At 71.3% G+C, this 25313-nt stretch carries 22 protein-coding genes and 5 tRNA genes; 13 read left to right on the top strand and 14 right to left on the bottom strand.

Annotated elements, in window-relative coordinates; all coding sequences use genetic code 11:
- Positions 1-13: 13 nt before the first annotated feature.
- A complete protein-coding gene (locus Pmi06nite_RS28035; RefSeq protein WP_203956144.1) occupies positions 14-1129 on the bottom strand; it encodes an alpha/beta fold hydrolase in 1116 nt (371 codons plus the stop codon).
- An 86-nt stretch (positions 1130-1215) separates the two neighbouring features.
- Entirely contained in the window at positions 1216-4119 is a 2904-nt protein-coding gene (locus Pmi06nite_RS28040) for a helix-turn-helix transcriptional regulator (protein ID WP_203956145.1), read from the bottom strand.
- Between the two features lie 281 nt (positions 4120-4400).
- Between Pmi06nite_RS28040 and Pmi06nite_RS28045 the strand changes: the two genes are divergently transcribed.
- The 4 genes from Pmi06nite_RS28045 (at position 4401) to Pmi06nite_RS28060 (ending at position 8941) form a co-directional block, all read left to right on the top strand.
- The gene (locus tag Pmi06nite_RS28045; RefSeq protein ID WP_239114252.1) at positions 4401-6605 is read left to right on the top strand and encodes a molybdopterin-dependent oxidoreductase; all 2205 of its coding nucleotides are present in this window, start codon (positions 4401-4403) and stop codon (positions 6603-6605) included.
- Positions 6606-6608: 3 nt separating this feature from the next.
- Positions 6609-7073 (top strand): hypothetical protein, encoded by a 465-nt coding sequence (locus Pmi06nite_RS28050; protein ID WP_203956146.1) that lies wholly within the window; start codon positions 6609-6611, stop codon positions 7071-7073.
- A gap of 81 nt (positions 7074-7154) precedes the next feature.
- Positions 7155-8414 carry an MFS transporter gene (locus Pmi06nite_RS28055; RefSeq protein WP_203956147.1) on the top strand — a complete coding sequence of 420 codons (1260 nt, stop codon included), beginning with the start codon at positions 7155-7157 and terminating at the stop codon, positions 8412-8414.
- An 86-nt stretch (positions 8415-8500) separates the two neighbouring features.
- Entirely contained in the window at positions 8501-8941 is a 441-nt protein-coding gene (locus Pmi06nite_RS28060) for a hypothetical protein (RefSeq protein WP_203956148.1), read from the top strand.
- Positions 8942-8998: 57 nt separating this feature from the next.
- On the opposite strand, the gene Pmi06nite_RS28065 is transcribed toward Pmi06nite_RS28060, so the two are convergent.
- Both Pmi06nite_RS28065 and Pmi06nite_RS28070 read right to left on the bottom strand, forming a co-directional pair.
- A tRNA-Val gene (locus Pmi06nite_RS28065) sits at positions 8999-9073 on the bottom strand.
- A 12-nt stretch (positions 9074-9085) separates the two neighbouring features.
- Positions 9086-9157, bottom strand: a tRNA-Gly gene (locus tag Pmi06nite_RS28070).
- 110 nt (positions 9158-9267) lie between these two features.
- Here Pmi06nite_RS28070 and Pmi06nite_RS28075 point away from each other — a divergent pair.
- From Pmi06nite_RS28075 to Pmi06nite_RS28100, 6 genes are all read left to right on the top strand, one after another.
- A complete protein-coding gene (locus Pmi06nite_RS28075; RefSeq protein WP_203956149.1) occupies positions 9268-9819 on the top strand; it encodes an XdhC family protein in 552 nt (183 codons plus the stop codon).
- Between the two features lie 76 nt (positions 9820-9895).
- A complete protein-coding gene (locus Pmi06nite_RS28080; protein ID WP_203956150.1) occupies positions 9896-10459 on the top strand; it encodes a DJ-1/PfpI family protein in 564 nt (187 codons plus the stop codon).
- Between the two features lie 171 nt (positions 10460-10630).
- A complete protein-coding gene (locus Pmi06nite_RS28085; RefSeq protein ID WP_239095407.1) occupies positions 10631-10906 on the top strand; it encodes a hypothetical protein in 276 nt (91 codons plus the stop codon).
- Positions 10907-10914: 8 nt separating this feature from the next.
- Positions 10915-12732 (top strand): glutamine--fructose-6-phosphate transaminase (isomerizing), encoded by a 1818-nt coding sequence (glmS, locus tag Pmi06nite_RS28090; RefSeq protein WP_203956151.1) that lies wholly within the window; start codon positions 10915-10917, stop codon positions 12730-12732.
- 151 nt (positions 12733-12883) lie between these two features.
- Positions 12884-13843, top strand: coding sequence for a Bug family tripartite tricarboxylate transporter substrate binding protein (locus tag Pmi06nite_RS28095; RefSeq protein WP_203956152.1), 960 nt, complete (start codon positions 12884-12886; stop codon positions 13841-13843).
- Positions 13844-13942: 99 nt separating this feature from the next.
- On the top strand, positions 13943-15004 hold the full coding sequence (locus Pmi06nite_RS28100; RefSeq protein ID WP_203956153.1) for a mechanosensitive ion channel family protein: 1062 nt from the start codon (positions 13943-13945) through the stop codon (positions 15002-15004).
- Here the strand turns inward: Pmi06nite_RS28100 and Pmi06nite_RS28105 are convergent.
- Positions 14999-16648 (bottom strand): hypothetical protein, encoded by a 1650-nt coding sequence (locus tag Pmi06nite_RS28105; RefSeq protein ID WP_203956154.1) that lies wholly within the window; start codon positions 16646-16648, stop codon positions 14999-15001. The two genes, Pmi06nite_RS28100 and Pmi06nite_RS28105, sit on opposite strands and share 6 nt — an antisense overlap.
- A complete protein-coding gene (locus tag Pmi06nite_RS28110) occupies positions 16621-17655 on the bottom strand; it encodes a DUF5685 family protein (RefSeq protein ID WP_203956155.1) in 1035 nt (344 codons plus the stop codon). The genes Pmi06nite_RS28105 and Pmi06nite_RS28110 overlap by 28 nt, the downstream gene beginning before the upstream one ends.
- 437 nt (positions 17656-18092) lie before the next feature.
- Here Pmi06nite_RS28110 and Pmi06nite_RS28115 point away from each other — a divergent pair, with 437 nt between their 5' ends.
- A complete protein-coding gene (locus Pmi06nite_RS28115; protein ID WP_203956156.1) occupies positions 18093-18683 on the top strand; it encodes an Rv1733c family protein in 591 nt (196 codons plus the stop codon).
- Between the two features lie 19 nt (positions 18684-18702).
- On the opposite strand, the gene glgC is transcribed toward Pmi06nite_RS28115, so the two are convergent.
- A complete protein-coding gene (gene glgC, locus Pmi06nite_RS28120; RefSeq protein ID WP_203956157.1) occupies positions 18703-19929 on the bottom strand; it encodes a glucose-1-phosphate adenylyltransferase in 1227 nt (408 codons plus the stop codon).
- Between the two features lie 98 nt (positions 19930-20027).
- Between glgC and glgA the strand changes: the two genes are divergently transcribed.
- The gene (gene glgA, locus Pmi06nite_RS28125) at positions 20028-21224 is read left to right on the top strand and encodes a glycogen synthase (protein ID WP_203956158.1); all 1197 of its coding nucleotides are present in this window, start codon (positions 20028-20030) and stop codon (positions 21222-21224) included.
- Here the strand turns inward: glgA and Pmi06nite_RS28130 are convergent.
- On the bottom strand, positions 21196-22251 hold the full coding sequence (locus Pmi06nite_RS28130) for a zinc-dependent alcohol dehydrogenase family protein (RefSeq protein ID WP_203956159.1): 1056 nt from the start codon (positions 22249-22251) through the stop codon (positions 21196-21198). The two genes, glgA and Pmi06nite_RS28130, sit on opposite strands and share 29 nt — an antisense overlap.
- Positions 22252-22402: 151 nt before the next feature.
- Here Pmi06nite_RS28130 and pgeF point away from each other — a divergent pair, with 151 nt between their 5' ends.
- Positions 22403-23089 (top strand): peptidoglycan editing factor PgeF, encoded by a 687-nt coding sequence (gene pgeF, locus Pmi06nite_RS28135; protein WP_203956319.1) that lies wholly within the window; start codon positions 22403-22405, stop codon positions 23087-23089.
- Between the two features lie 43 nt (positions 23090-23132).
- Here the strand turns inward: pgeF and Pmi06nite_RS28140 are convergent, their stop codons facing one another.
- The 6 genes from Pmi06nite_RS28140 to Pmi06nite_RS28165 all read right to left on the bottom strand — a co-directional run bounded on the left by Pmi06nite_RS28140 (position 23133) and on the right by Pmi06nite_RS28165 (position 25296).
- The gene (locus Pmi06nite_RS28140) at positions 23133-23825 is read right to left on the bottom strand and encodes a hypothetical protein (protein ID WP_203956160.1); all 693 of its coding nucleotides are present in this window, start codon (positions 23823-23825) and stop codon (positions 23133-23135) included.
- Positions 23826-23945: 120 nt separating this feature from the next.
- On the bottom strand, positions 23946-24152 hold the full coding sequence (locus Pmi06nite_RS28145) for a DUF5302 domain-containing protein (protein WP_203956161.1): 207 nt from the start codon (positions 24150-24152) through the stop codon (positions 23946-23948).
- A 149-nt stretch (positions 24153-24301) separates the two neighbouring features.
- Positions 24302-24376: transfer RNA gene (locus Pmi06nite_RS28150), tRNA-Val, on the bottom strand.
- Positions 24377-24403: 27 nt separating this feature from the next.
- Positions 24404-24474 (bottom strand) — tRNA-Cys (locus Pmi06nite_RS28155).
- A gap of 32 nt (positions 24475-24506) precedes the next feature.
- Positions 24507-24578: transfer RNA gene (locus Pmi06nite_RS28160), tRNA-Gly, on the bottom strand.
- A 55-nt stretch (positions 24579-24633) separates the two neighbouring features.
- A complete protein-coding gene (locus tag Pmi06nite_RS28165; RefSeq protein ID WP_203956162.1) occupies positions 24634-25296 on the bottom strand; it encodes an ACT domain-containing protein in 663 nt (220 codons plus the stop codon).
- Positions 25297-25313: the final 17 nt, after the last annotated feature.

Here is a 25313-nt window from a genome sequence, read left to right on the forward strand (position 1 = left end):
GGCCCGTGCCGGTCTAGTGCCGCTTGATGAAGTCGAGGATGTGCGGGAACACGTCCAGGTGCGCGTCCTTGCCGATCAGCGTGTCGATGTGCCCGTAGCCGGGGACGACCCGCAGTTCGTGCCGTCCGGGCGCGGCCTTGGACAACCTTTCGTGGCACACGATGTTGGAGTCGGTGAAGACGTCGTTGTGGTCGCCGGTCATGAACAGGATCGGCGTCGTCACGTCGGCCGCCGCCGCCAGGTAGTCCTCCGGCAGGTCGTCGTGACGGTGATCCCCGGGGTCGAACCTGACCGCCTGCCCGGCGGCCACCATCTTGTGGACGTGCCGGTAGTAGTGGAGGTCGCACGCGCCGTTGAGGTCGGCGAGGCGCTCGTGCAGGTGGGTCTCCGGCCGCAGGTTGCCGTGGCGGTACATCGCGGGTTTGCCGCTGCCCCACATGAAGCTCTGCATGTGGCAGGCCGGCTCACGGCACTCGGGGTGGAGGAGCGAGACCGCCCGGGCCAGCAGCCACCTGCGGGTGAGCGGCGGGGCGTCCTTGAACCGCGGATCGAGGTAGGAAAGGCCCGTGCCGTACTCCATCAGCACGGGCCCGGCGGACAGCTTCACCCTGGACCACCGGTGCACGCGCGGCGTCAGCGCCACGCTGTTGGCGACCAGGCTCGCGATCCCGTCGACCGCGCCGGCGAACAGGCTCATGCTGAACGACAACGACCCGAGGCAGTGTGCGACCACGTGTATCCGCCGCGCCCCCACGTGGCGGCGGAGTTCACGTAGCGCTGCCGGGTAATCGAAATGGGCGATGTCGTCCAGCGTGTGCCTTCGAGTCTCGACGTTGTACGGGAACCGGTTGCTCATCCGGAAGTCCAGTGCCCATACGTCGCCGAAACCGTTCTCGTGCAGGAACCCGACCAGATTGGTGTGCTCCGGCATGATGAACATGTCACTCGACGAGGTCAGGCCATGGATGAGCAGGACCACGTCGTCCGGCGTCCCCTCCGGCGCCGGACCTCCGCCCCGGCGGAACCGGGTCAGCGTCAGCCCCAACTCATCCTCGGTGGCGAACGGATGGACCGACACCTCGGCGTCCCGCACGCCGTCAAGCGTGAACCGGGGAATTCGGTGTTCCATCTGATCGTCCTCCTTGGCCCACGGCAACGATCCCAATCCGGCCATGGCCGGCGGCATCGTGGAAAACCCGTACTCGTGGTGAAACGTCAGTGACGCCGGTTCAGTGCCGTGGCCACGCCCACCCGGGACGACACGTCGAGCTTGGTGAAGATGCGGGACAGATGGGTCTCGATCGTCCGCACGCTGAGGAACAGCCGCTGAGCGATCTGCTGGTTCGTGAGCCCGTCCGCGACCAGGCGCGCGACCTCGAACTCCCTCGGCGACAGCCCGAGATCCCCGGCGTCCCGGCCGGCGCCGGACGCGCTCGCCGCGCCGCTCACGCGGACGCCGAGGCGGCGCAGCTCACGGTCGGTCTGCGCCTTGAGACCCCGCGCCCCGCACGCGTCGAACGCGGAGGCGGCCGACCTGAGGCTGTCGCGTGCCGCGCTCTTGTCGCCGGCCTCCATATGGGCGAGCCCGGCCGTCAGCAGGGCCCGGCCGGCGTCGAGGTCGCGCTGTCCCTCCGACAGGAGGCGGGCCGCCTCCTCCGCGGCGGCCGCCGCGGCCGCCGGATCCTTGTCCCGTAACGCGTGGGCCCGGGCCAGGGGGACGATCCCGGACGACGCGGCCAGCCCCCGATCCTCGAGCTGTGCCGCGCGCGCCGCCCACGCCATCGACTCGGCCTCGTCGCCGCGGGACGCCGCGACCCGCGCCAGCACCTCGCACGACGAGGTCAGCGTCACCCGGTCGAGCCGCGGGGACTCGAACCGGTCGCACGCGTCGAGCACGGCCTCGACGCCCTCCTCCAGGCGGCCGGCGTTGATCAGCGCCTGTCCTCGGGCGTAGCGGGCCTGGGCTCCCCACACCTCGCCGCCTCCGACGCCGCGCTGCACGGCCTCGTTCCCGGCGAGCAGGGCGGCGTCGTCGTCACCCGCCCACGAGGCGGCCAGGCAGACCTGGGTGAGCGCGAAGACGAGCTGCTGTCCCGAGTCGAGCAGCCGGGCGCCCTCCACGGACTCCTCGGCGGTGGTCATGGCATCGGCCAGCCGCCCCATCATCACGAGCGTCTTGGCCCGTCCGGCGAGCAGGTTGGTCAGGATGTAGCTCTGGCCGGTCGCGCGGGCCACCTCCGCCGCCCGGTCGAAGTGGCGCAGCGCGTCGCCGTACCGGCCGAGGTTGATCTCGGCCCAGCACAGCCAGGCGATGGCGTCGAGCCACTCCGCGAGATGGTCGTCGGGCACGGAGCCGAGGAGGCGGTCGGCCGCCTGGGCGTACCCGATCGCGTCGGCGGCGCGGCCCGCCGCGTAGGCCGGCATCGGCCGGAGCGCCGCCACCGCAACGGCGAGCCCGGGCTCCCAGTCCTCGGCCGCGTCCGGCATCAGGTCGAGCACGGCCTGGGCGGCGCGGAAGTCGACGCGCATGAGGCTCTCGGCGACCAGCCGCATGCGCAGCGGCACCGCGGCGGCCGACCGCGGGTTGGGCATGCGGCTCAGCTCGTCGAGGAGCAGGGCGCGGGCCTCCTGCGGGCGGTCGAGCTGGCGTTCCATGAGCGCGCAGACCCGTGCGGCCCGGCCCCGGCGGGAGTAGTCGTCGCCGGGGAGCAGCCGCAGCAGCTCGCGCGCGGTGTCACGGCCCTCGGCCAGCCTTCCGCTGACGCCCTGCGCCCAGCTCAGCTCCATCAGCAGGGCCAGGCGGTCCTCGCGCGTCGTGTGATCGTCCGGCATGAGCCGCAGCGCGGCCTGCAGCCAGTGGGCCGACGTGGCGGGCGCCTGCGCGATCACGGTGCGGGCGGCCGCGAGCAGGACGCCGACGGCCTTGTGGTCCCCGAAGGAACCGGAATGCTGCACGTGGTGGGCCTGGACGGTGGACGGCGCGCCCAGCTCCGCCAGGTGGGCGGCGATCCTCGCGTGGGCGCCCACGCGCCAGCCGGCCGCGGCCGACTCGTAGGCGGCCCAGCGGACGAGGGGATGCCTGAACCGGAAACGCCCGCCGCGGGTCCTGACGATGTCCCGCTCCACGAGTTCGTCGATGGCGGCCAGCGCCGTGGCCTGCGCCACCTCGGCCGCCACGGCGGCGATCGCCGGCTCGAACTCGTCCGCCGCCACCGCGGCCGCCTGCGCGACCCGCAGCGCGTCGGGGGACAGGACGCCGAGCTCGACCTGGAGCATGGCCAGAACGGTGGGCGGCAGCTCCCCGATCTCCGTCTGGTCCATCCGCGCCAGCGCCTCGAGGTAGAACGGGTTGCCCCCGCTGGCGTCGTACAGGGCTCTGCCCCGGCTGCGGGCGACCTCGGGGCCGAGGAACTGCTCGACCTCCGCCTGGCTGAGCGGGCCGACCGTGACCTCGTGGCCGCGCTGTCCCGCCGCCGCGACGAGCGTGGCCAGCCGCGGCGGGGCCTGCGCCGGGCGGTAGGCCACCGCCACCAGCACGGGACCGTTCGGCGGGTGCCGGACGACGTGGTCGAGGAACTCCATGGAGCTCTCGTCGGCCCAGTGGACGTCGTCGAGGATGAGGACGAGCCCCTTGGATCCGGCCAGCGCGTCGATCATCTGGCGCAGGGCGCGGTAGAGCCGGTAGCGGGCCAGCCCGCTGCGGTCGTCGGCGATGGTCTCCCCGGTGTCCTGCGCGGCCAGCGCCGGGAACACCCCGGCCAGCATGGCGGCCTGCGCGGCTCCCACGGTCTCGACCACGTCAGAACGGTGGGTGTCGATGTGGTCGTCGAGCGCGTCCACCAGCGCGCTGTACGGCATGACCTGCTCGTACTCGGCGGCCCTACCCCACAGCGTGGTGAACCCCCGCTCGGCGGCCATGGTCATCAGTTCGGAGAGCAGCCGCGTCTTGCCCGCTCCCGGATCGCCCGCCAACGTCAGGAACCGGAAGCCGTCGCCGATGTTCAGCGCGCTCCGCAACATGTCCAGCGCGTCGTGCCGTCCGACCAGAGGCCCTGCCGGAGCGCCTGGCGCAGGCGTGGGAGAGCCGGTCACGGCCGGCGAGGTCGTACGACCGTCCATTCCCACCCCACAGCGATGCGGAGACGCCCGAGGTCCCGCTCGCTCGCGCCGACATTCCTCAGTAAACGCACTTTACAGATCATGCTCCCCCCACACCGGACACACAACGTCATTAACCCCCTATGGAAATTATTCGAAAAGAAACCGGTCAGTTCCCCCGTTTCCGGGGTCAGCGTTGCACAGCCGGGTACGAGCAGCCTCGTTCGCGCAGGTAGTCGGAGCCGTGTTGGACCCGCTGTTGGAGCCATGTCGGAGCTGTCGCGTGACCGCGGAGGTGCCAGGTGCCGGAGCCGATCGCCGACCACGGAGGCAGGCGCACGCCGTACGGACCTCCGGGTGGGGTGGAACGGCTCGCCGCGGCACTGCCGGGACGACTGCGCGACGCGCTTCCCGCCGAGATCGGCGTCGGCAGCCCCTGGCCGGTGCGGGTGGACACCTACCTGGACGAGGGCGTCACCGAGGCCGACGTCGACGTCTGGGTCCAGAACGTCTCCGCCGTCCAGTCCAGTGGCGACGCGCTCGACATCGCGGTCAGGGACGGCAGGATCGTGGGCGTGCGCGGGCGCGGGGTGGACCGCGTCAACCACGGCCGGATCGATCCCCGGGACCGGCACGGGCCGTCCACGGCGGGCGACGGCACCCGGCTGACCCGCCCGATGATCAGGGAGGACGGCCGCCTGGTCGAGTGCGACTGGGACACGGCCATGGGCAGGATCGCCGGCCGGTCGAAGGAACTGCTCGAGGCCCCCGGAGGCTGGGGCCGCCTCGGCTTCTACACCGGCGGCCGGCTGCTCCTCGAAGAGCACTACACGCTCGCGGTGATCGCCAAGGCCGGGATCGCCACACCCCATGTCGACGGCAGCACGCGCGTCGGCGACGCGACGGCGGCCGCCGCCCTCACCGCGAGCTTCGGCGCGGACGGGCAGCCCGGCTCCTACACCGACGTGGACCACTGCGACGCGATCGCGTTGTGGGGGCAGGACATGGCCGAGTCCCGGGTGGTGTGGGAGCGGATGCTCGACCGCCGCCTGGGGCCGCGCCCGCCCGCCATGATCGCCGTGGATCCGCAGGAGACGCAGGTGGCCAAGGAGGCCGACGTCCACCTGCCCGTCCGCTCCGGCACGAACGTGGCGCTGATGAACGCGCTGCTCCACGAGTTGATCGCCGGCAACCGCTACGACGCCGCGTACGTGGCCAGGCACACGCTCGGCTTCGCCGAACTCTGCCGGGTCGTCGAGGCGTACCCGCCCAAGCGGGCGGCCGAGATCTGCGCCGTCCCCGCGGCACTGATCGAGCAGGCCGCCGAGATCCTCGGCTCGTGCGAGCGCCTGGTGTCGACCGTCCTGCCGGGCTTCTACCGGTCCAACCAGGCGACGGCGGCGGCCTGCCAGGTCAACAACCTCCACCTGCTGCGCGGGATGCTCGGACGCCCGGGCGCGGGCCTGTTCCAGATGACGGGCCGGCCGGCCGGGCAGCACGCGCGGGAGACGGGTGCGAGCGGCGAACTCCCGGGGATGCGCAACTGGGAGAACCCGGACCACGTGCGGGAACTCGCCGAGTTGTGGAACGTCGATCTCGCGGCCATCCCGCACTGGGGGCCGCCGACGCACGCCATGCAGATCTTCCGCTACGCCGAGCAGGGCTCGATCCGGCTGCTGTGGATCTCCGCCGCCGACCCGGTGGTCTCGTTGCCCCACGCCGACCGGGTCAGCAAGGTTCTCGGGAGCGAGGAGTTGTTCCTCGTCGTCCAGGACCTCTACCTGACCGAGACCGCCCGGCTGGCCGACGTGGTCCTGCCCGCCGCGGGCTGGGGCGAGAAGCCGGGCACCGTCACCGGCGCCGACCGGACGGTCCACCTCTGCGAGCGGGCCGTGGAACCGCCGGGGGAGGCCCGGGCCGACCTGGACATCTTCCTCGACTACGCCCGCCGGATGGGCTTCCGCGACAGGGACGGCGCACCCCTCATCGGCTGGCACGACGCCGAGTCGGCGTTCGAGGCGTGGAAGGCCTGCTCGAAAGGGCGCCCGTGCGACTGCACCGGCATCACCTACGACCGGCTGCGCGGGGGCAGCGGCGTCCAGTGGCCGTGCACCCCCTCGACGGGACACGGCGCCGAGCGCCTGTACGCGGGCGGGCGGTTCGCCACCGACCCCGGCGTCTGCCAGAGCTTCGGGCACGATCTCGCGACGGGCGCCGAGTGGGGCGCGGAGTGCTACTGCGCGAAGGAGCCCCACGGGCGCGCCTTCCTCCACGCCGCGCACTACGAGCCCTCGTCCGAGGCGATCGGAGACGGGCGCCCGTTGTACTGGGACCCCGTGTCCAAACAGCCGATATACAGCGTGGCGACATACAGCGTGGCGACGGTGCCGGTGACGCTCGACGCCGTCCCGGACACTGAGACGACCGAGGTCGGCGGAGCGGGAGGAGGTGCTGAGGCGGACGGCGTCGTGCCTGTTGAGGTCTCCCAACGGCTAGAGGAGGTATGAGCGATGCACCTCGCCCACTACCTGCGACTGCTCCACCGGTCCCAGACCGCGCTGGCGGAGGCGTTCCGCGAGATCAGGCGTGGCCACCCCCACGAACCCGACATGTACGGCGTCTGCGAGCGCCTGGCCGTACAGTGCCGTGACCAGGCCAGATGGCTGGAACCTTTCGTCCGGCGCTACGAGCCGTGGACGTCGCCGTCCCCGGAGCCGGAACGGCTGCACCAGCCGCTGTTCGCGGGGACCAGACCCGGAGGGCTCGGGTTGCTGCGCGACCTGCACGACCTCTATCTCCTGGCCACCGAGTGCGACATCGCCTGCGCGATGATCGCGCAGGGCGCGCAGGGAGCCCGCGACGACGAGTTGCTCGACGTGGTCCGCCGCTGCGGAGGCGAACTCGCCGTGCAGTTGTTGTGGTTGCGCACCCGGATGCGGCACGCCGCCCCGCAGGCACTGGTCGTCGCCTACTGACCCCGCTGCTCCGTTGCGGTTCACGGCCGGCACGCCTACCGTGGACGCCGCCGGAACAAGATCCTGCGGAGGGAAGCCGGGTTGGCGGGGGACGAGGGGCCAGAGGTCCCGGCGCCGCTGCGGGCCAACCGCGGCTTCCTGATCTTCCTCGGGGTGCAGACCCTGTCGGTCGCCGGCGACTCCTTCTCCGCGGTCGCGCTGCCCCTGCTCGTCTTCCACGCGACGGGGTCGGTCACCCAGATGGGGCTCGTGACGGCCCTGGCGGGGGCGGCGGCCATCCTCGCGGGCGTGTTCGCGGGGATGCTGGCCGACCGGATGGACCGCCGCCGCCTGCTGATCGCCTGCGACGCCGTCCGGGCCGTCCTCTACGCGGTCATCCCGGTCGTCTGGCTCTTCTCTCCGCAGATATGGCTGGTTTTCCTCGTCGTGCCTCTCGGGGCCGCCATCGGGATGGTCTTCCAGGTCACCTACGTCGCCGTCGTGCCCGCGCTGGTGGCCGAGGGCCAGGTCATGAAGGCCAACAGCCATCTCTACGGGACGTACGCCGCGGCGAGCGTCGTCGGCCCCGCGCTCGGCGGCACGGTCTCCGCGCTGCTCGGCCCCGCCGCCGCGATCGGGATCGACGCGGCGAGCTTCGCCGTCTCCGCCGCCGGCCTCTGCCTCGTGCGCCCGCGTGTGCGGGCCGCGCCCGCCGAGGCGCCTGCCGTCGAGCACGGGGGAGCGCTGCGCGACTTCCTCGCCGGCGCGCGGTTCCTGTGGCGGCACCCGGTCCTGCGGGCGCTGACGGCGCTGCTCTCGGTTCTGACCTTCGTCACGTACGGCATGTCCGACGTGCTGATCTACTACCTCAAGCACGACCTGGGGCAGCCCGACTCCGCGGCCGGGTACGTTCTGGCGGCGGCGACCGCCGGGACGCTGGCGGCCGCGCTCCTGGCGCCCGCCCTGCGCAGGACCATCGGATTCGGCCCGCTGTGGATCGGCTGCTACGCGCTGTGCGGCGTCGCCGTCGCCGGGATCGGCCTGGCGGCGAACGTCCCGGCGGTGGCGGTGCTGGCGACCGTCTTCCTCTTCTGCACCGGCGCGGCGGGGATCTCCTCCATGTCGCTGCGGCAGGAGGTCACCCCCGACGCGCTGCTCGGCAGGGTGACGTCGGCCTTCTGGACCGTCCACTCGGCCCTCGGACCACTCGGCGCCGCCGTCCTCACCTGGGCGGCCGCTCGGCACGGCGTTGCGGCGGCGTGCCTGGTCGCCGGGCTCACGTGCGTGGCGATCGCCGTGGGAGCGACGCTGACGCCGGTGCGACGGCCCCGGCCGGAGGGCCTCGGCGCCGAGACCGGGTGATCCCGTGGTGATCTACCCTGGAACGGCCGCGAGGCCGGACATCGCGGCCTCCCGGGCAGTCGGCACTGAGGAAGGTTACGCACCGCATGAAGCGTGGAAGGCTGCTGGGAATCGTCATGGCCGGGGGCGTCGCGGCGACGGTCCTGGTGATCGCGACGCCGACACACGCGGGACCCGGGTGCGGGACGCCGTTCAACGGATTCGACATCGGTTCGGAGATCCGGGTGGCCTCCCGGACCTTGGACACCGCCCAGGGGGCGCGCACCCTCACCGTCCAACTCGTCAACGGGCGGATCTTCGACGAGTCCCATGCGGTCATCATCGACGGCTACCTGCCGGGAGACCTCGTCTGGATCGAGCGGTCGTACGACCCGAGGCGGAAGACCTGGACCCGGTGCGGGCCGTTCAGCGCGTCCTCGTCGAACGAGCAGGACAACATCGGCGCCTGGATGCGCGCGTGCGCCTCGACGAAGGAGGGCGGCGTCGACGGAGGGTTCTGCACGCGCTGGTACTTCGACCACGACTGACCGGGACTCGACCTGGAAACGCCGAAAGCCTCCGGTGATCCCGGAGGCTTTCGAATGTGGTGGGCGATACTGGGATTGAACCAGTGACCTCTTCCGTGTCAGGGAAGCGCTCTCCCGCTGAGCTAATCGCCCGTGCTCACTACGAGCGGAAGACGGGATTCGAACCCGCGACCCTCACCTTGGCAAGGTGATGCTCTACCACTGAGCCACTTCCGCGTTGTCACGAGATGAATCATTCGCGACGCTCCGCTAACTCTAGCGGACTCGGCGGCGTCCCGGCGCCACGCGGGGGCGCCATCGCCGTCGATCGGATGGAAGATGGTGCCATGGCCCATTCGGACACCCATTCGCACGAACACGAAGCGGACGCGGCCTGTGCCGTGGCGCACGGGGAAGCGGCGCCCCCGAACGGTGACCGCACCCTCGTGGCCGTGTTCGCGTCCCCTGTCGCCGGCTACCTGTTGCGTTTCGGCGCCGACCTCGGGTTCCGGGGGATCCTCCTGGAGCCCGACCCCGGCCTCGCCGTGAAGGTGAGGGCGGAGGAGCCGGCGTTCGAGGTGACGAGCGGTCTGCCCGCCGATCTGGACGGCGCCGCTGACGTGGTGGTCACCGATCACCACCGCCCCGAACTCGGCACCGTGCTGCGCGACCTGCTCGCCGCCAAGAGCCGATGGATCGGAGTGATGGGCAAGCCGTACCATCCGGCGCCGCACGAGGTCGCGCTGGCCGGACTCGGGGTGCCGGCCGAGGAGATCGCCCGCGTCCACCGGCCGATCGGGCTCAACATCGGCTCCCGCACCCCGCCGGAGATCGCCGTCTCCACGCTGGCCGGCCTGATCGCCGACCGCAACGGACGGCCGGGCGGTTTCACGTTCTGAGTGATCGCCCGGCGTTGACCCGGCCGCCCGTCCGTGCGCAGGATCGAGGGGATAGCCCACGAGAAAGGCTGATCCCATGGCAAAGGTGCTGATCATCACGGGTGACGCGGCCGAGGACCTGGAGGTGATGTACCCGTACCAGCGGCTGCTGGAGGAGGGGTACGAGGTCCACATCGCCGCGCCGGCGGCCAAGAAACTCCAGTTCGTGGTGCACGACTTCGTCGACGGCTTCGACACCTACACGGAGAAGCCCGGCCACGCGTGGCCGGCCGACGTCTCGTTCGCCGACGTGCAGCCCGGAGACTACGACGCGCTCGTCCTGCCGGGCGGGCGCGCGCCCGAGTACATCAGGAACGACCGCGCCTGCCAGGAGATCGTCCGGCACTTCGCGGAGCGGGGCAAGCCGATCGCCGCCCTCTGCCACGGGCCGCTCGTGCTCGCGGCGGCGGGAGTTCTCAAGGGCAGGGAGAGCAGCGCGTACCCGGCCTGCGCGCCCGACGTCGAGCAGGCGGGCGGCACGTGGGTCGACAGCGAGGCGCACGTCGACGACAACCTCGTGACGGGACGGGCCTGGCCCGACCATCCGGCGTGGATGCGGGAGTTCCTCAAGGTCCTGCGCGCCGCCGGATCGGCGACCTGATCCCGGGACCTTGCGATCGGAACGTACTGCGCATTTCGGTACGATCTACGAGAGCCCGCCCTTGGTGGCGGGCTCTTTCGCGTCTCGTGGGACCACTTAGCGACTGATTCTGCCCGAATGCGGGCAGGAATCTTGATAGTCGGCATCCTCGCTACGTTAGGGTCCTGCTCTGTGTCCACGGCACGACATCCCTTCGAGGACCTGATCGGTCATCTCACCAGGACGACCATGCTCGGCCCCGGTGAGGCGGCCCGGGTGGTCGCCGACGTCCTGGCGTACTTCGGCGAGCCCGCCGAGGAGTTCGTACGGCGGCGTCACGGCGAGCTCCAGTCGAAGGGGTTCACCAACGACGAGATCTTCCCGAGGATCTCCGCCGAACTGTCGGGAAGGCGTGTCGCGGCGCCGGAGCTGTCCCTCCGCCAGCTCCGTCGAATTGTTTACGGATAGGAGCGGATATGTGCGGAATCGTCGCTTATGTCGGATCGCAGGACGCGGCGCCCATCCTGCTCGAAGGGCTCCAGCGCCTGGAGTACCGCGGATACGACTCTGCCGGCCTCGCCGTCGTCAACGCCAAGAGCCTGCGGACACGTAAGGTCAAGGGCCGGGTGGCCGACCTGGCGGCGGTCGTGCCCGCCCGGTTCAAGGGCGGGTCGGGCATCGGCCACACCCGCTGGGCCACCCACGGAGTCCCGAGCGACGTCAACGCGCACCCGCACCTCGACCAGGAGCAGCGCATCGCGGTCGTCCACAACGGCATCATCGAGAACGCCGACGAACTGCGGCGCCGCCTGGAGGCCGACGGGATCGTCTTCGAGAGCGAGACCGACAGCGAGGTGCTCTCGCACCTGATCGGCAGCACCGTCAAGGAGACCGACACCCTCGAGGAGGCGGTCCGCCGGGCGCTCAAGAGCGTCGTCGGCACGTACGGCATCGCCGTCGTCGACTCCCACCGCCCGGGCGAGATCGTGGTCGCCCGCAACGGCAGCCCGATCGTCCTCGGCATCGGTGAGAAGGAGATGTTCGCGGCCTCCGACGTCGCCGCGCTGATCCGCTACACCCGCCAGGTCGTCCACCTGGAGGACGGCGAACTGGCCGTCCTGAAGGCCGACGGCTTCAACACGTTCACGAGCGACGCGCGGGAGACCGCCAAGGAGCCCTTCACGGTCGACTGGGAGGCCGGCCACTACGACAACGGCGGCTACGAGCACTACCTGCTCAAGGAGATCTCCGAGCAGCCCGACACCGTGGCCCGCACGCTGCGCGGCCGGCTCGACGACCGTTTCCACATCGCCCACCTCGGCGGCCTCAACATGGACCCGCGGGAGAGCCGGTCGTTTCGCCGCGTGAAGATCATCGGCTGCGGTTCCGCCTACTACTCCGGTCAGATCGGCGCGCAGCTCATCGAGGAGCTGGCCCGGATCCCCGCCGACGCCGAGCCGGCGTCGGAGTTCCGCTACCGCAGCCCGGTCGTCGAGGCGGACACCCTCTACATCGCGATCAGCCAGTCGGGGGAGACCTACGACACGCTCGCCGCCGTCCAGGAGCTGAAGCGCAAGGGCGGCCGGGTGCTCGGCATCGTCAACACCGTGGGCAGCGCGATCGCCCGCGAGTGCGACGGCGGCGTCTACCTGCACGCGGGGCCGGAGGTCTCCGTCGCCTCGACCAAGGCGTTCACCTCGACGGCGGTGGCGTTCGCGCTGATCGCCCTCCACCTGGGACGGGTCAGGGACCTGTCCCCGGCCGACGGCAGGCGGATCTGCGACGGGCTCAGGAAGCTCCCCGAGCAGATCAAGGAGATCCTCACCCAGGAGGAGCACATCAGGACGCTGGCGATGAAGTACGCCGACGCGCCGGGGATGATGTTCGTCGGGCGGGTCCGCGGCTACCCGGTCGCCCGCGAGGGCGCGCAGAAGCTCAAGGAGATCTCCTACGTCCACGCCGAGGCCTACCCCGCGAGTGAGCTCAAGCACGGCCCGCTGGCGCTCATCAGCCCCGAGTTGCCGACCGTGGCGATCGTCCCCGACGACGAACTGCTCGACAAGAACCTCACGACGCTCGGCGAGATCCGCGCCCGGGAGGGGCGGATCCTCATGGTCGGGCACCGGACGGCCGACGCCGCCGACGACTGCATCGTGGTCCCCAAGAACGAGACCGAGCTCGACCCGATCCTGCTGACGATCCCGCTCCAGATCTTCGCCTACCACGCGGCGGTGGCCCTCGGCCGTGACGTCGACAGGCCGCGCAACCTCGCCAAGAGCGTGACCGTGGAGTGAGGCAGGGAGTGAGCCGTGGAGTGAGCACAGAGCGGGCCGGGGGGTGTGTCACGGCGGGGACGTGAGAGTACCTCTGCCCGAAATGTAGTCACATGGCGTGATAAGTCGTACGCTGTCGGTATGCAGGCTCCTGCGGGGGGAGGATGCCGACGTGCGACGCCGTACGGTCTTCGCGCTGGGGGCGGGGGTGGTGGCCCTCGCGGCGGGATGCGGAACGGCTGATCCGCCGATCCAGCGCGAGATCGGCTTCGTCGTTCCCGGCCCCTCGGCAGGGCAGAGCGCGGCGTTCGCCCGCGTGATGAAGTCGCTCATCGAGCATCGCCGGTGGGCGCGCAAGGTCGGCATCAGCAGCCAGCCGGGCGGTGGCGGGACGCTCGCCATCGCCCGGTTCGTCGCGGCGGGCCGCCAGGGCGACCTGATGGTCGCGGATCCGGCGCTGGTCGCCGTCGCGGCGATGGACCGGACGACGCCGTTCGTGGGCGGCACCTGGCCCCTGGCCAGGCTCGCGGGGCAGTGGGAGGTCCTGGTCACCTCGCCCGGCTCGCGGTTCAGGACCTTCGACGACTTCGCCGCCGCCCTCCTGCGCGACCCCGCGGGACCCAAGGTGGCCGGCGGGGCGACCGGCGGCCCCGACCACCTGCTGTACGGCCTGACGGCCCAGGGACTGGGGGCCGACACCCGGCTGCTCGACTACGCCCCCTTCCCCGACTGCGCCCAGGCGGTCGAGGCGATCGTCGACGGCAGGGTGGCGATCGGGTTCGGCGGCCACCGGGACGTGGCCGCCCACATCAGAGCGGGACGGCTGCGCCCGCTCGCCGTCTCCGCCTCCCAGCGTCTCGCGGGCGTGGACGCGCCCACGCTGATCGAGTCGGGCGTGCGCCTGATCTACGCGAACTGGTGGGGTCTGCTCGCCTCCCGGACGCTGGGCGAGACCCAGCGAGACGCGCTGCTCGCCCTCTGCCAGGCGATCGGGGAGTCGAGCGCGTGGGAGCAGGCGTGCGCGCGCAACGGGTGGACGCCGATGCTCCTGGCGGGCGACGACTTCCGTCAGTGGTTCGAGGCCGAGGCCGGCCGTACCAAGCAACTCCTTGGCGATCTCGGCCTGCTCTGACCGAGAGGAATCCGGCGTTCGGCCACGTCAGGGCGCTCTGGCAGTATTCATCCCTTGGCGTGCGTTTTCTCCTCACCGTGGAAGGGCAAAGGGCGGACAATGACGACGAGAGGGGGCGCCGTCCTGTCGGCCGCGTGGAACTGGGGGACTCTGGCCGCCGCCGTCATCGTCGCGATCATCGCGGTCGAGCTTGTCCGGCGCGTGCTGAGATCACGGCTCGTGGGGGATCGCTGGTCGCTCGCCGGGCCGGTCGTCAGGCGCTGCACCTGGCCCGGGTTCGCCACGGCCGTCGTCGCGACCGCCAACGCCGTGTACACGCCGGACATGATCGGCCCGCGGGCGAACGGCCTGCTGCAGCACGCGTTCACGCTCCTGCTGATCACGTGCGTGACCTGGCTGGTGATCCAGGCGGCCTACGCGGTGACGGACGTGGTCCTCGACCGCCTCCTGCACGTCCAGGGCGACCGCAACCGGCGGGCGAGGCGGATCCGCACGCAGATCACCCTGGTCCGGCGGATCTCCGCGGCGGTCATCGTGATCGTCGCGCTCGGCGCGATGTTGTTCACCTTCCCCGAGGTGCGGGCGCTCGGGGCCGGGCTCCTGGCCTCCGCGGGCATCGCGGGCGTCGTGGCCGGCATCGCGGCCCAGTCCACCCTCGGCAACATGCTGGCCGGCCTGCAGCTCGCCTTCAGCGACGCCATCCGCCTCGACGACGTCGTGGTGGTCGAGAACGAGTGGGGGAGGATCGAGGAGCTGACGCTCACCTACGTGTCCCTGCGTCTGTGGGACGAGCGGCGGCTGATCCTCCCGGTGTCCTACTTCACCAGCAACCCGTTCGAGAACTGGACCCGCCACGAGAGCCGGATCCTGGGCAGCGTCTACCTCCGCGTCGACTGGTCCGTGCCGGTCGAGGAGTTGCGCGCCGAGCTCTACCGGGTGCTGCGCGACAACCCGCTGTGGGACCAGAAGGACTGGACCCTCCAGGTCACCGACGTCACGCCGGGGGGCCTGGTCGAGCTCCGCGCGCTGATGAGCGCCGCCGACTCGGCCAGCGCCTGGGACCTTCGGTGCGACGTCCGCGAGCACCTGGTCACGTTCGTCCGCGAGAAGTATCCGGAGTCGATCCCGAGGTTGCGCGTCGAGATCCCGGACCGGTCATGAGGTGTTCGAGGGACGCAGCACCCGGGTGCCACCGGCGATGAGCGCCGTGGCGAGGATCCACCCCGCCACGATGAGGCAGTTCGCCAGCCACTGGGTCCACCCCACCGGCTCCCACGCGCCGCGCTGCTCGAAGACGCTGACCGGCGCGAGCAGATCGATCGTGTAGGTGAACGCGTTGAAGCTGCGGGACTCGTCGAGCCCGATCTGGTGGGGTCTCCAGTGGGAGAAGACCGACGTGCCCGCGGCGAGCAGCAGGATGACCCAGAGCCCGGCCAGCCAGGGGCGGTAGCCGTACCCCACGACGATGTCCAGCAGCCGCCCCCACAGGCGGCCGGGGAACTTGAGCGTCCGCCGCCGCGCCCGCTGCTTGGCGAGCAGGACCCGCCGCGCCTCGGACTCGTGCCCGATCCTGCGGTAGTAGGCCGAGAGCTGTTCGTACGGATGCGGGCGGTACCCGTCGGGGTCCCGGCGCACCCACGACAGCCGGTCGGTGAGGACGGCGGGCCCGCGCAGCGACTCGTACGTCGTCCCATTGAGGTGCACGTGCCCGGGATAGCTGTCCGGGCGGTCGAACAGGACGCCGACGCGCGAGTAGGCCAGGTTGATGTCCCCCTGGATCGAGGCGGGGAGGAGGATCAGCTCGTCGACCTGCATGTGGCTCAGGTGCAGCACCCGGCCGGGCGCCTTGAGCACGGCCCGGTCGAAGGACAGGACCCCCGAGATCCGGGCGCCGCGCAGCCGTACCGTCCCGGTCGCGGTGAAACCCGAGCCGAATTCGGCCGCGGTGGCCTGCATGTGGTCGGCGTACACGGCATGGCCGTCGGTGCCCCCAAGGGTCGCGCCCTCCAGGTAGAGGCCGCTGTTGAAGTGCGCCCCGATGAACCGCAGCCCGCCGGTGGTCCGCAGGCCGCGCAGGAACGCGCCGCCCTCCACGGTGAGGCCGCCCGCCCAGACCGCCACCGCCACCTGCGTGACCGGCTCCGGAGCCCTGCCCTGGTTGTACGGCTGGCTCCAGCCGGGGAGGTCGTCGTTTCCGCCACCCCTAGACGGGCCGGAAGGAGCTCCGACCACGGCGTCGGACAGGCGGAACTGGCCGGTGATGTGGGCGTTGTCGAGGCGGATGCCCTTGTCGATCGTGGATCCGTCGAGGTCGAGCAGGCCGTCGACCGTGGCGCGCCCGGCCCGCAACCGGCCGATGTGGCACCTGCGCAGACGCAGGCCCCGGGTCCGTGCGTCGTTGATCGAGATGATCCCTGGGATGTAGCAGCCCAGCAGGTGCAGCCGGGAGGTGACGACGGCGTCGGAGAGGTTGAGGTCGCCGACGACGTGCGCGCCCGCGAGGCGGATGCCGGGCACCTGCCCGGGTTCTTCCTCGCCCATGCCGAGCAGCAGGGCGGCGAGCACCGCCGCGCGCACCTCACGCCCGCGGCCCCAGGTGGGCCCCGCGGCGGGATCGTCGTTCTTCCCGTCCCGGAGGTCGACGGGGGTCCCCGTGGGATAGGCCTCCCAGATCCTCCGCTCGGTCGCGGTGAGGTGGCGGAAAGGGCGCGATCTCCCCTCGTCCGTGCCGTCCCGGCCCGCCCGGCGGATGAGTCCGGAGATCCATGCCGATCCGTTCACGAGCAGCCGCAAGTGCCGTCGCACCCGTAGAAGCAATCCCCGCAGCCGAAGTTGCTGAGGTAGCAGCGGCCCTTCTCGCCACCCTGGCGGTACCTGCTCCACGGCGGCCGGTAGAGACCGCAGGTCAGGAACGTGACGATCCCCGCGGCGATCTTCCTCCTCGGATCCGTCGGATGGACGCGCTCGGCGAACGCGCGCCGTACGGCATGCCGGGTCTCGCCGACGAGCAGGGCCTCGACGAGGTGCCGCTCGCGCAGTTCCAGATCCTGTACGGCCAGGCCGAGCCCGGTCAGCGCGTCCTCGCACAGCCGCCCGGCCTCGGCGACCGACGTGCCGGTCGCCACGAGGGGGTTGTAGCTCCCGCGGGCCAGGTCCTCGTCGAGATCCTCGACGGCGTCGATGATGTGCGCGATCCGGCCGAACAGGCGCCCGGCCTCGCGGAGGCTCTCGGCGTTGCGGGGCTCGCCCGCCAGCGCGGCGGTGTGGGCGAACGCGGCCGCCACGGCCGTCTCCGTGGGTTCGGTGACCTGGAGCAGGGACGGCGCCGCCGCGGCCTCCAGCGCCACCTGCCGGTCGACGGCCTCGGTCAGCACGGTCATGTCGAACCCGAGCGACTCGGCGTCCCGCGCGGCCGCGACGGACCAGGAGGCCGCGACATGGCGCAACGGGGCCCCGGAGACTCGGCGTCCCGCCATCCCGTCCCCGTCGGCCGCGTGGTCGCGGATCTTCCCGGCGGCCAGGGCGAGCGACACGACGGCGGCCAGCCGGGCGCCCCGCTCCCCTGAGGAGACCACGCCGGTGGTCCGGAAGCCGCGCAGGGGACAGGGGCCGGCGGTGCGCTGTGCCGCCGGCCGGGAGTCCTGCGCCTCGGCCAGGACGGACAGGATGAGCCCGTCGTAGTTGGTCGCCATCCGGGCGAACTGGCCGTGGTGGTCACGCAGTGTGAGGCACAGCCCGCACAGATGGGCCCGCCAGGCCGTGAGCACGGAGGCGCAGGAATGATCTACACATGGTCGAACGATCCCGAACATATCCGGCACTCCCCGTCCTGATCATCCCCGTTTCGTTGGCATTGTGACACCCGGCGATGGCTTTCGGTAGGGACTGTTGCCGGGACGATCGGCCAATCGAAAGGCGCACGTTACCGGCGCGCCCGGACCCGTCGCAGGCCGTTCGATCCCGATGGCGGGGGCCTTTCTGTACGGCCTTCGCATTCCGTATCGTTGCGCATATTCCGTAAATTCCGTCACTCAGGGATAAAGGGGATAACACAGGGCGCATGACGCCCGCCGGCCGGGCTCATCGTGCTCGCCGGAATCGCGATCGCCCGGCCGTGGAGAGCCCGCCGCGGCGGCGGAAAGGCCGGTGGTCCCGACGTATTCGGGGAGGGGAGTTCCCCTCGATTCTCTTGGGCGGCAAAATAGGCATAAACGGGACTCGCAGTGGTAATGACCCTGTGAGGTGTGTGATGTCACAGAATCCATTCGCCAGGTTCGCCAGATGGCTCGGACTAGACAGGAATCCGCTCCGGCGCCGGTGTGACCGGGTCGAGGCGGTGGTCCGGCTTGTCGCCGTGCTGGGCGCCATGATCGCCATTGTGGCGGGCGTGGTCCTCGGCGTCCGGGAGTACGGCGTCGGCCTGAGGGCCGAGGCCGAGCAGTCGCGCGTCCGGCACCTGGTGAGCGCCACTCTCACCGAGAACGTGCTCGCACCACGGCTGTCCGCCGCGGGAGCGGCCGTCGGCCATGCGCAGGCCACCTGGAAGGCGCCCGACGGCACCCCGAGGACGGGCGTGATCGACGTCAGCCCCACCAAGTCCGCGGGCGACGTCGTGCAGATCTGGACGGACGACACCGGTGCCATCGCACAACGGCCTCAGGACAGGGAGACCACGATCGTCGCCGCCCTGACGGTGGGGACCGGCGTCCCGCTGACCACCGCGGCGTTCCTGGCGATGGTCGTCGTCGTGACCCGCTCGGTGAACCAGCGCCGTGCCCGGCGTGCGTGGGAGGCGCAGTGGACGGTCGTCGAGCCGACGTGGCGGATCAACGGCCGCTGACCGGGCCCGTGCCCGGCGGTCAGCGCTCGATGATCTCGTTCTTCCCGATCACCACGACGCCGCTCCGGGTGACGGCGAAGCGTTTGCGGTCGTAGTCGAGATCGAAGCCGATCCTGGCGCCGTCCGGGATGACCACGTTCTTGTCGATGATCGCCCGCCGGACCACCGCGCCCCTGCCGACCTTCACACACCCCATCAGCACCGAGTCCTCGACGTGCGAGTGCGAGTGCAGGACCACACCCGGTGACAGGATCGAGCGCAGGGCCGTACCGCCGGAGACGATCACACCCGGTGACACGAGGGACTCCAGCGCGTGGCCGATCCTGTCGCCCTCGTTGTGGACGAACTTGGCGGGCGGCAACGGCTCGTGGCCCGTGTAGATGGGCCACCTGTCGTTGTAGAGGTTGAACACCGGGTGCACCGAGATGAGGTCCATGTTGGCCTCGTAGTAGGCGTCCAGGGTCCCCACGTCGCGCCAGTAGCCCCGGTCCCGATCGGTGGAGCCGGGGACGACGTTGTGGGCGAAGTCGTACACCTCGGCCCCGCCGCTCTTGACGAACATCGGGATGATGTTGCCGCCCAGGTCGTGCCGGCTGCTCGGGTCGAGCGCGTCCTCGCGCAGCGCCTCGATCAGGGCCTGGGTCTTGAAGACGTAGTTGCCCATGGAGGCGAAGATCTGATCGGGCGCGTCGGCCAGGCCCACCGCGTCCTTCGGCTTCTCCCTGAAGGCCACGATGCGGCGTCCCGCCGGGTCGGTCTCGATGACGCCGAACTGGTCGGCCAGGTCGAGAGGTTGCCGGATCGCCGCGACCGTGACGTCGGCCCCCGAGTCGATGTGCTGGTCGACCATCTGCCGCGGATCCATCCGGTAGATGTGGTCGGCGCCGAACACGATCACGTGGTCCGGGAGTTCGTCGTAGATGAGGTTCAGGTTCTGGAACAGCGCGTCGGCCGACCCGGAGAACCAGTGCGGGCCGAGCCGCTGCTGGGCGGGGACGGGCGTGACGTAGTTGCCCAGCATCGACGACAGCCGCCAGGTGCGGGAGATGTGCCGGTCCAGGCTGTGGTTCTTGTACTGCGTGAGCACCACGATCTGCAGGTAGTGGGCGTTGGCCAGGTTCGACAACACGAAGTCGATCAGCCGGTAGATCCCCCCGAACGGTACGGCGGGCTTGGCCCGGTCCGCGGTCAGGGGCATCAGCCGCTTTCCTTCACCACCTGCGAGCACGATCGCCAGGACCTTCATAGGGAGGACCTTAACCCCCCAAAGCTCCGACAAACACCCGTGTCATACGACAGGACGCGGGCAAGCGTGATCCACCGGACACGACCTAAGCTCCTGCTATGCGTGTCGATCTGCTCAGCCGCGAGTATCCCCCCGACGTGTACGGCGGCGCCGGAGTCCATGTCGAGTATCTGGCGCGGGAGTTGCGGGGGCTGGCCGACGTGCGGGTGCGGTGCTTCGGCGCGCCCCGCGAGGAACCCGGCGTCAGCGCCTACCGCGTGCCCGGCGGCCTGGAGACCGCGAACGCCGCCCTGCAGGTGCTCGGCGTCGACCTGGAGATGGCCGCCGGCTGCGAGGGCGCCACCCTCGTGCACAGCCATACCTGGTACGCCAACTTTGCCGGGCACGTCGCCAAGATGTTGTACGGCACGCCGCACGTGGTCACCACCCACAGCCTGGAGCCCTTGCGGCCGTGGAAGGCCGAGCAACTCGGGGGCGGCTACACGCTGTCGTCGTGGGCGGAGCGCACCGCCCTCGCGAGTGCGGACGCGATCATCGCGGTGTCCGAGGGCATGCGGCGCGACGTGCTGTCGGCCTATCCCGAGATCGCGCCCGACCGGGTGACCGTGATCCACAACGGCATCGACACGGACGAGTACGCCCCCGTCCCCGGCGCGGAGGCGCTCGCGCGGCACGGCATCGACCCGGGCAGGCCCTACGTCGTCTTCGTCGGGCGCATCACCCGCCAGAAGGGCCTGGTGCACCTCCTGCACGCGGCCCGGGCGTTCGATCCCGCCGCGCAACTGGTCCTCTGCGCGGGGGCGCCGGACACCCCGGAGATCGCCGAAGAGGTGAGCGGCCTGGTCCGGGGGCTCTCCGCGGCTCGCGACGGCGTCATCTGGATCCGCGAGATGCTGCCCAGGCCGGAGGTGATCCAGATCCTCACCCACGCGACGGTCTTCGTGTGCCCCTCGGTCTACGAGCCGATGGGCATCGTCAACCTGGAGGCCATGGCCTGCGAGACCGCCGTCGTGGCGACGGCCACCGGGGGCATCCCCGAGGTGGTCGCCGACGGCTCGACCGGTCTGCTCGTGCCGATCGACCAGGGCGCCGACGGGGAGCCGCACGACCCGGGAGCCTTCGCCGCGGCGATCGCCGAGCGGGTCAACGAGCTTCTCCGCGACCCCGGACTCGCCGCGACGATGGGCGAGGCCGGTCGGCGGCGGGCCGTCGACCACTTCTCGTGGCGGCGGATAGCCGAGCGCACGCTCGATCTCTACACGAGCGTCACGGCAGCCGGGGATCGATCATCGTGATCCCGGCGACGCCCCCGGCGCCGGACAGCGCCTTCAGCGCCGAGGGCACCTCGCCGAGCCCGATCGTCCGGGTCACCAGGAGGTCCGGGCGCAGCGCCCCCGCTGTGATCATCTCCAGCATCGGGGGGTAGGCGTGGGCGGCCATGCCGTGGCTGCCCAGGATCTCCAGCTCGTGGGCGATCACCCGGCCCATCGGCAGCGCCGCCCCACCGGGAAGCAGCCCCACCTGGACGTGGCGACCGCGCCGGCGCAGGCTCTCGATCGACGCCGCCGAAGTCACCGGACTGCCCAGCGCGTCGAGGGAGACGTGCGCGCCGCCGCCCGTGAGCTCGCGCACGCGGGCGGCGGCGCCCGCCGCCGGGTCCGCCTGCGGCTCGGCCAGTACGCATTCGGCGGCGCCGAACCTCGCGGCGAGGTCGAGCGCGCCGGGGGAGACGTCGACGGCCACGACCCGGGCTCCCATGGCCGCCGCGATCATCACTGCCGACAGCCCGACGCCGCCGCAGCCGTGGACGGCCACCCACTCCCCGGGCCGCGTCCTGCCCTGGGCCGCCACCGCGCGGAACGCCGTGGCGAACCTGCAGCCGAGGCTTGCCGCCGTGGCGAACGCCATGCCGTCAGGCAGCCGGACGAGATTGACGTCGGCGTGGCCGATCGCGACCCGCTCGGCGAACGAACCCCAATGGGTGAACCCCGGCTGGGTCTGGCGTTCGCACACCTGCTGGTCGCCCGCGGCGCACTGCGGACATCGGCCGCACGCGCAGATGAACGGCACCAGCACCCGGTCGCCCGGCCGCCAGCCCGTCACGGCCGCGCCGACCGACTCCACCACTCCGGACAGCTCGTGTCCCGGCACATGGGGGAACGCCGTGATGTCGTCGTCGTGGCCCATCCAGCCGTGCCAGTCGCTTCGGCACAGCCCCGTCGCCTCGACCCTGAGGACCGCGCCCTCCGCGGACGCGACGGGCTCGGCCACCTCCCGCACCTCGGGGTCCGCGCCGAACCCCTCGTACACCACCGCGCGCACCGGTCCTCCTCGCCGCTCCACCACGCCCTGCTCGTCAGGCCACGCCCGACAAATCATGCCCTGCCGTACGGACCGGGTCGTCACGGCGGGGGCGGCCGGGCCGTCCGGCGCTGAGTACGCTGGTCCGGTGATTGCGATCGAGCGGGTCCGCATGGCCTTCACCGACCGGCACGGCGGCGTGAGCGCGGAGCCGTACGGCTCGCGCAACCTCGGCGGGGCCGTGGGGGACGACCCGGCGGCCGTGGCGGAGAACCGAGCCAAGACGGCGGCCGAACTCGGCGTCGGCCAGGTCGTGTTCATGCGCCAGGTGCACAGCGCCGACGTGGCCTACGTGGCCGAGCCCTTCGGCGCGGAGCCGCCCGCGCTCGACGCCGTCCTGACCGACCGCCCGGGGCTGGGACTGGCCGTCCTCGTGGCCGACTGTGCGCCGGTGCTCGTGGCCGATCCCGTCGCGGGCCTGGTCGGCGCCGCGCACTCGGGCCGGCCGGGAACCGAGGCCGGGGTCGTCACCGCCCTGGTCGAGGCCATGGCCGCGCGGGGCGGCGACCCCGCCCGGATGGCGGCCGCCATCGGGCCCTGCGCCTGCGGCCGGTGCTACGAGGTGCCGGCGGAGCTGAGAGAGCGGGTCGCGGGCCGGGCCCCGGAGACGTGGTCGACGACCAGTTGGGGCACGCCCGCACTGGACATCAGGGCCGGGATCGCCGCGCAGCTCGAACGGGCCGGAGTGGCGGACATCCGCCATGACGGCCGTTGCACGATCGAGACGCCCGACCTCTACTCCTACAGGCGGGAACAGCGGACGGGCCGGTTCGCCGGGTACGTGTGGATCGACGACTGAGCGCGCCCCGTCCGCGTGTCGCCGGTGCGCCGACTGACGCCGCTCAGCGGGTGGTGAGGCGGCAGGCCTCTTCCCAGCGGCCCGGCTCGAACGCCGCCTCGGCCTGCGCGGGAACGCCGGTCAGGGCCGTGCAGTCCTCGATCGCCTTGGCCAGCAGGTTCCGCAGCAGCGGGTTCGGGTCCAGGACGCAGGCCTGGGCGATCCCTCTCACGGCCAGCTGAACGGTGTTCGGCGCGGCGTAGCGGCGGAAGCCCTTGGCCGAGATGCGAACCCCGCGCCTGAAGGCGAGAGCCCACCGCATGGCGTCGGGAACCTGCTCCAGAGCCTCGCGGCTGCTGTCGCGGATGCTGCCGCTGGGACGGCCGTCCAGCTCGGCGAGCACGTGCTCGGCCGACAGGATCGAGACCGCCATGGCCAGCTGCCGTTCGTGCGCGACGACCGGCAGCGCGGTGGTCGCGGACCGGAGGGCGATCTGTGCGTCTATCCGCAGATCGTCGCCGGTCAGCCCGATCACCGCCGGGATGAGCTCGGCGAGGTGTGGCCGGGCCGCGTCCGAGGTGTGGTCGTTGACCAGTCGCGCGAGTCCCGCCAGCAGCGGGTGGGTGCACGACGGATGGTCACTCCACCGTTCGCCCGCGAGGTACGACGCGAGCTCCATGAAGCACGCGCCCTTGCTGGGGTTGCGGTGCTTGCCGCGGGACAGCAACGGCATTGCTTGGGGCATCTGACCGTGCATGAGCTACTCCCACCAGAATCGCCCATCATGTCCCTTCCAGTGTGCGCTCAGGCGGGGCCGTTGAGAAGGACCCCGCCAGAGGTGGCATCGGAGAAGGGGCGGGCGAGCGCGGGAGGGAGATCAGCCGCCGCTCTTGCGGCGGAAGGACCGCCGGCTCGCGGCAGGGCCCTGCGCCCCGTGGATCTTCGCGGAGCCCTTGCCCTGGCCGCCCGCGTTCGCCTCGTCCTGCGAACGCCGCTTACGCTCCAGGGCCTCCCGGAACTTCCGCTTCATATCGTCCTCAGAAGCTTCGGGCTCGGCTCCGGATTCCGGTTCGGTGGCAGCCATGAGGACCTCCTGCTGGGATGGGACCACCGCGCGGCACATCGAGCCCGGCGGTATGAGGATCACTCTATCGCCACTTGTCCGTCATCGGCCGTCAGGCGGCGGCGCTCCTGTCAGAAGCCTGTCAGGAGCGCCGATGATGATGATGATGCTGGTGGGCGATACTGGGATTGAACCAGTGACCTCTTCCGTGTCAGGGAAGCGCTCTCCCGCTGAGCTAATCGCCCTTCGTACATCAGACTTTCGTACATCAGAGGTGGAGACGGGATTTGAACCCGTGTACGCGGCTTTGCAGGCCGCTGCCTCGCCTCTCGGCCACTCCACCGAGCGAGGCCCCCGCAATTTAAGACCTCTCGGAGCGGAAGACGGGATTCGAACCCGCGACCCTCACCTTGGCAAGGTGATGCTCTACCACTGAGCCACTTCCGCGTGACGCCTTGCGGCGACGAGGTAACTGTATCGGGTTTTCGCCGCCGGTGCGTACTCATAGTCGCTCGGCCGACGTTCTCCGCAACGCCCGTTCGGCTCCGCGCTCGATCGCGGGGAGCATCAGGAAGATCTCCAGGATCCGGGCGAGCCGGTGCACCTCGGTGCGGTGGAACGCCGGCCCCTCGGCCCTCGCCAGAACGAGGGACAGCGCCAGCGGAGGCAGCGGGGCCGTGATGACGTGGATCCCCTCCGGAAGGGTTCCCGCGGCCGGGCGCGCCGGGATCTCACCGGGAAAGGCGATGTCCGACGGCGCCCGCCAGCTCGAGTAGACGATCGAGCGCGGGCTCCGCTCGGTGGCGGCCGCGGCCCAGTCGGCGCTGAAGAGCACCGGCATCGAGTCGATCAGGGTGGCGAGCGCGCGGTCCCCGGCCGTCGTGAGGAACTTGAGGATCTCCAGCTCGGGATAGGTCCCGGGAGCCTCCCTCGTCGTCCAGACCCCGTCGATCCGCACGCCCTCGACGCTCTCCAGTGCCCGGACGAGATGTTCGCGCGGCACCGCGTCGGGCCAGTAGACGGTGAAGTCGTCCAGCGCGCGGCCGTCGCCCCTGTCGAGCACGACGACCTGGGTGATGTCGGCGCCGACCGTCCCCAGCGCCCGGGTGACCTGGCCGAGCGATCCCGGGCGGTCCGGCAGGCCGATTCTCAGCCGTAGCAGCATGGGCGACCTCCCCCGAC

The organism is Planotetraspora mira (assembly GCF_016863275.1).
Taxonomy (GTDB): Bacteria; Actinomycetota; Actinomycetes; order Streptosporangiales; family Streptosporangiaceae; genus Planotetraspora; species Planotetraspora mira.

Excerpts from the sequence above, each read along its gene's own strand:
- Pmi06nite_RS28035 (WP_203956144.1), bottom strand. The coding sequence starts at position 1,129 with ATGGAACACCGAATTCCCCGGTTCACGCTTGACGGCGTGCGGGACGCC.
- Pmi06nite_RS28040 (WP_203956145.1), bottom strand. The coding sequence starts at position 4,119 with ATGGACGGTCGTACGACCTCGCCGGCCGTGACCGGCTCTCCCACGCCT.
- Pmi06nite_RS28050 (WP_203956146.1), top strand. The coding sequence starts at position 6,609 with ATGCACCTCGCCCACTACCTGCGACTGCTCCACCGGTCCCAGACCGCG.
- Pmi06nite_RS28060 (WP_203956148.1), top strand. The coding sequence starts at position 8,501 with ATGAAGCGTGGAAGGCTGCTGGGAATCGTCATGGCCGGGGGCGTCGCG.
- Pmi06nite_RS28075 (WP_203956149.1), top strand. The coding sequence starts at position 9,268 with ATGGCCCATTCGGACACCCATTCGCACGAACACGAAGCGGACGCGGCC.
- Pmi06nite_RS28080 (WP_203956150.1), top strand. The coding sequence starts at position 9,896 with ATGGCAAAGGTGCTGATCATCACGGGTGACGCGGCCGAGGACCTGGAG.
- glmS (WP_203956151.1), top strand. The coding sequence starts at position 10,915 with ATGTGCGGAATCGTCGCTTATGTCGGATCGCAGGACGCGGCGCCCATC.
- Pmi06nite_RS28100 (WP_203956153.1), top strand. The coding sequence starts at position 13,943 with ATGACGACGAGAGGGGGCGCCGTCCTGTCGGCCGCGTGGAACTGGGGG.
- Pmi06nite_RS28110 (WP_203956155.1), bottom strand. The coding sequence starts at position 17,655 with ATGTTCGGGATCGTTCGACCATGTGTAGATCATTCCTGCGCCTCCGTG.
- Pmi06nite_RS28115 (WP_203956156.1), top strand. The coding sequence starts at position 18,093 with ATGTCACAGAATCCATTCGCCAGGTTCGCCAGATGGCTCGGACTAGAC.
- glgC (WP_203956157.1), bottom strand. The coding sequence starts at position 19,929 with ATGAAGGTCCTGGCGATCGTGCTCGCAGGTGGTGAAGGAAAGCGGCTG.
- glgA (WP_203956158.1), top strand. The coding sequence starts at position 20,028 with ATGCGTGTCGATCTGCTCAGCCGCGAGTATCCCCCCGACGTGTACGGC.
- pgeF (WP_203956319.1), top strand. The coding sequence starts at position 22,403 with ATGGCCTTCACCGACCGGCACGGCGGCGTGAGCGCGGAGCCGTACGGC.
- Pmi06nite_RS28140 (WP_203956160.1), bottom strand. The coding sequence starts at position 23,825 with ATGCACGGTCAGATGCCCCAAGCAATGCCGTTGCTGTCCCGCGGCAAG.
- Pmi06nite_RS28145 (WP_203956161.1), bottom strand. The coding sequence starts at position 24,152 with ATGGCTGCCACCGAACCGGAATCCGGAGCCGAGCCCGAAGCTTCTGAG.
- Pmi06nite_RS28165 (WP_203956162.1), bottom strand. The coding sequence starts at position 25,296 with ATGCTGCTACGGCTGAGAATCGGCCTGCCGGACCGCCCGGGATCGCTC.